Annotated in this window: 5 protein-coding genes; 2 read left to right on the forward strand and 3 right to left on the reverse strand. The window is 77.1% G+C overall.

Annotation, left to right across the window (positions count from 1 at the left end; all coding sequences use genetic code 11):
- A partial coding sequence (locus N866_RS21560; protein WP_052023178.1) for a DUF6544 family protein occupies positions 1-814 on the forward strand: 814 nt, incomplete at its 5' end.
- Between the two features lie 18 nt (positions 815-832).
- On the opposite strand, the gene N866_RS16580 is transcribed toward N866_RS21560, so the two are convergent.
- Together N866_RS16580 and N866_RS16585 are read right to left on the reverse strand one after the other, a co-directional pair.
- Positions 833-1,756 (reverse strand): alpha/beta hydrolase, encoded by a 924-nt coding sequence (locus N866_RS16580; protein ID WP_052023179.1) that lies wholly within the window; start codon positions 1,754-1,756, stop codon positions 833-835.
- A 28-nt stretch (positions 1,757-1,784) separates the two neighbouring features.
- Positions 1,785-2,135 (reverse strand): hypothetical protein, encoded by a 351-nt coding sequence (locus N866_RS16585; RefSeq protein WP_034228483.1) that lies wholly within the window; start codon positions 2,133-2,135, stop codon positions 1,785-1,787.
- Between the two features lie 63 nt (positions 2,136-2,198).
- Between N866_RS16585 and N866_RS16590 the strand changes: the two genes are divergently transcribed.
- Entirely contained in the window at positions 2,199-2,768 is a 570-nt protein-coding gene (locus N866_RS16590; RefSeq protein WP_034228486.1) for a helix-turn-helix domain-containing protein, read from the forward strand.
- A gap of 95 nt (positions 2,769-2,863) precedes the next feature.
- On the opposite strand, the gene N866_RS16595 is transcribed toward N866_RS16590, so the two are convergent.
- Positions 2,864-4,547: putative inorganic carbon transporter subunit DabA (locus N866_RS16595; protein WP_155855434.1), on the reverse strand; the 1,684-nt coding region annotated here is incomplete at its 5' end.

Below are 4,547 nucleotides of genomic sequence, written 5' to 3' on the forward strand. Positions count from 1 at the left end.
TCGGGCGCTCCAGGGCGCGGTCCCACGCCGACGCGGGGCGTCCGGTCCGCCGGCCCTCGCGGACGTCCCCGGTGCCCTCCGCGGGGACTGGCAGCGCGTCCTGGCGGGGCCCGTCGCCGAGACGCCGTTCGACCCCGCCATGACGGACGGCCTGCCCGACCCGGTCGCGCGGTGGCTGAGGCGCGCGCTCCCGGCCGGGGAGCCCCTGCGCACGGCGGTCACCCTGCGCCAGCACGGCACGATCCGCCTCCGCGGCCGCTGGTGGCCGTTCCGCGCCGTCCAGGCGCTCGACCCCTTCCGCGGCTACGTGTGGCCCGTCCGCACCCGGGTGCTGGGCCTGCCGCTCGTCGGCCACGACTCCCTCGTGGGCGACGAGGCGCGGATGCGGCACCGGCTGCTCGGCGTCCTGCCCGTCGTCGACGCCTCCGGACCGGACCTCGCCCGCAGCGCCGCCGCCCGCGCCGTGAGCGAGATGTGCTTCGTGCCCGCCGCGGCGCTCGACCCGCGGGTGACCTGGTCCCCCGTGTCGGAGGCCGAGGCCGTCGGCACCGTGGAGGTGCTCGGCCACCGCCACGAGCTGACGGTCAGGGTGGACGCGGAGGGCAGGCTCCTGCGCGGCACGATGCCCCGTTGGGCGAGCGTGGACGGGGGCCCCTGGCAGCTGCACCCGTTCGGGGCCGTCTGCGCGGAGGAGTGGACCGTCGACGGCGTGACGGTGCCGCGCGTCGTCGTCGGCGGCTACGGCGCGGGGGAGTCCTTCCACACCGACGGCGCCTTCATCCGGCTCGTGGTGGACGCCGCCGCCTACCGCTGAGGCGCCGTCAGGGGCGCGTCACGCCCGGACCAGGTCGGTCGCCCACGTGGTCACGGCGCCGAGGACCCGCTCGTCGACCGGCTTGCGCACGTCGGACCGGTAGGACGCCAGGCTGGGTGCGCCCGGCTGGCTGCGGAGGACGTGGCTGACGTCGTCGACGACGACGGCCCGCACCGGCCCGGGGACGGTGGCGGCGATGACGTCGACGTCCGCGGCCGGGACCTGGAGGTCCTTGGCTCCCGTGAGCGCGAGGACCGGAGCGGTGATGCGCGCGAGGTCCGGACGCGGGTCGTACGCCAGGAACTCGCGGTGCCACCGCGCGTTGATGCGCCGGCCGCCCATTCGCGCCACGTCGGTCGTGGTCGCACGGAGCCGGGCGTGGTTCTTGCTGACCTGACGGACGAGGTCGGTGCGGAAGGCGCGGAGCAGCAGGCGGACGGGTGCCGGCAGCGTCGGGCCGATCTGGGCCGCCTGCCAGCGGAGCAGCTCCTCGCCCGGCCTCGCCGAGGCGCTGAGCAGCGCGACACCGGCGAGGTCGCGGTCCTCGGCGGCCACCATCGCGGCCACGAGCGCTCCCTCGCTGTGCCCGACCAGCACCACGCACGACGCGTCCACCTCGGGACGCTGCCGCAGGACGGCGAGGGCCGCTCGCGCGTCGGCGGCGACGTCCGTCAGGCCGGTCGCCAGGAAGCTGCCCGAGCTCTCGCCCACGCCCCGCTTGTCGTAGCGCAGGGTCGCGAAGCCGGCGGCGACGAGGGCGTCCGACAGCTCGCGCGTGATGCCGAGGCGGAGCTGCCGGACGTCCGAGTCGCGGTCGACCGGGCCGGAGCCGGGCAGGACGAGCGCGGCGGGGAAGGGGGCGGCGTGGCCGGGCGTCGTGAGGGTGCCGACGAGCGTCTCGCCGTGGGATCCGATGCGGACGGTGGTGCTGATGGTGTTCACGGGTGTCTGCGCGTGGCGGGTCGACGGCTCACCCGAGGGCACTGCGGATCCTCTCGGCGACCGATGCCGGCTCGTCGACGTCGAGGAGCAGCTCGGACCACCGGTCTCCCTCGAGGCGGACGTGGACGGCCGGCCGCTGCCGCCGCACCGAGACGAGGGCACGACGGCTCCGGCCCCGCCACGTCCCGACGAGCCGGACGCCCGGGATGCCCAGCCCGGGGGCCCGGATCCCGCGCGCCGCCGCGATGCCGTCGGGGACCACCTCGACGGCGCGCACGGCGGACAGCGGCACCTCCGTGTCACGGAGGAGGCCGAGGATCTTCTCGGACCGCGTCGGGTGCACGCGCAGGGAGGTGCGGGTGAGCGAGATCGTGGTCATGGGGTGATCCTTCTCAGCGACGAGAACATTGTCAAGTATGAGAGCGTCACGTAGGGTGGAGGCATGGCACTGACCCCGGCCGACGTCGTGCTGCACCCCGTCCGGCTCCGGATCGCGCAGGCGTTCCTGGGCGGTCGCGAGCTCACCACGTCCGACCTGCGCGGCGAGCTCGCCGAGGTGCCCGCCGCGACCCTCTACCGCCAGGTCGCCGCGCTCGTCGACGGGGGTGTCCTGGAGGTGGCCGCGGAGCAGCGCGTCCGGGGCGCGGTCGAACGCACCTACCGGCTCCGGGAGGGGGCGGCGTCCGTCGACGCGGACGCGGCGGCCCGCATGTCCCTCGACGACCACCGCCAGGCGTTCCTGGTCTTCGCCCTCGGGCTCCTCGGGGAGTACGACCGGTACCTCGCGACGGGCGACGTCGACCTGGCCCGCGACCGTGTCGGGTACCGCTCCAACGCCCTGCACCTGTCCGACGACGAGCTCGACGAGATGGTCGCGGCGTTGCGGGAGGTGGTCCTGCCCCGCCTCGCGCACGAGCCGGCTCCCGGCCGGCGGCGACGGCTGCTCAGCACCGTGCTGCTCCCGGGGGACCACCCGGCGTCCGGGTCACCGGCCGAGGGCCCGACGACGTAGGTCCCTGCCGGGCGCGGCGGCCGCCCGCCCCCGCGCGGAGGTCCGGCTCGATGCCCCCGCCCGCGGTGCAGGGATGCCGCGGGCGGGGGCGGCTCTCAGCGCCGCACCGCGTCGGCGAACCGCTCGTCGAGGTCGTCGTCCGCGTCACCGACCGCCTCGTCCAGCGGGTCGCGGACGAGCGCGCCCACCGACTCGGGGAGCCAGCCGGTCGCCGTCCGCCGCAGCGCGGAGCCGTCACGCGGGTCGAGCGCCACGAGGTGCAGCCACCCGCCGGTCACGAGGGCCGCGACGTTCGCGTGCCGGTCCAGCACCGCGTCGATCGCCTGCGGGTCGGCGGCCACGACGGCGAGCAGGCGGACGGGGTCGTGGACCGTCGCCCCGTCGTGCCGCACCGACTGCTCGGCCAGGCCGGTGAGCAGGTCGCCGCCCGGGCCCGCCAGGACCCCGAGCGCCCCGACCGGGTTGTGCGCGGTCTTCGTCCCCGACCCGAGGTTGCGCGGGTCGGCGGCGGAGAACAGGTACTGGGCGTTGATCCAGTGCGCCACCACCAGCGGCGCCGTGAGGATCGACTCGAGCAGGGCGCCGTCGGGGTCCGCGGACGCGTCGTACTCGTGGAGGAACGACCGGCCGCCCAGGTCGACCTGGCGCGTGAGGTCGCGCGGCGCCGCGATGAAGAACGCGTTGCCGGCCAGGCCCCACTCGTGCCGTACCTCGCTGCCGTCCAGGGCCCGACGGCGCACGTGCCGCACGGCCCGGTCGGGCGTCACGAGCCCCCGGGGCGCGCCGGGCAGACGGGTGGTCCGCTCGGTCGCCGTCCGTGCGCCGGCGTCGGCGAGCGCCGCGACCAGCCCGGTGGTGTCGGCCGTCGGCTGCCCGGCGTAGAGCCGGACGCTGTCGAGGGCCGTGTCGTGCTCGGCCGCCACGACCACCGTGTCCTCCGGCAGGGCGAGCCCCTCCTGCTCGAGGCGCCGGCGCACCGCCGGTGCGTTGAGGGTCGCCGCCGCCAGGCGGGCGTTGAAGGCGCCCCGGCTCCCCCCGCACGCCCCGCAGTCGAACGCGGCCTCGGCGGGGTTGTTCGTCGACGTGCTGCCGTGCCCGACGAGCACCACCACGGGCGCTGTCCGCGGACCGTGCAGCCCGGTCGCCCGCACCAGGCCGACGGCGGCGTCGACGAGCCCCGGCCACGCCTCGCCGTCGGCGACGAGCTCGCCCACCGCGACCTCGGGGAGCGCGCGTGCCGACGGCACGAGGGTCTGGGCCACCGTGACGGCGCCCTTGAGCGCCGCGACGTCGACCGCCGCGAAGCCGCCGCCCGGTGCGTCGAGCGCCGCCCGCAGCGCACGCAGGAGCAGCGTGCCGACGCCCGGCTCCAGGACGACGTCCTCCCGGACCGTCGCGGTGGGCGCGACGAGGACGGGCAGGCGGTCGGCGGTCCGTGCGGCGTGCCCCGTGCCGCACGTCCGCTGCACGGTGAAGCCGAAGAACCCGGCGAAGCCGACGGTGCGGACGTCGGCGACGGCCTCCAGGTGCCGCCGCAGCGGCTCGCTGCGCACGTCGATGCAGAACACGAGGTCCGCCGCCGCACGTCCGGCCCGCTCGCGCGTGACGGCGCCGGCGCCGGCGGCCACGGAGGTGACGGTGGCCGCGTCCAGCGCCGCCAGGAGCCCCGACCGGAGCTCCGCCTCGTGCTGGTCGAGCGCGGCCAGGGCGGCCGCCACGACCTCGTCGTGGCCCGTCCCGGCGTCCCGCGCGAGGGACGCGCCCGGTTCCGGCAGCGCG

Source organism: Actinotalea ferrariae CF5-4, from assembly GCF_000603945.1.
GTDB classification, from domain to species: domain Bacteria; phylum Actinomycetota; class Actinomycetes; order Actinomycetales; family Cellulomonadaceae; genus Actinotalea; species Actinotalea ferrariae.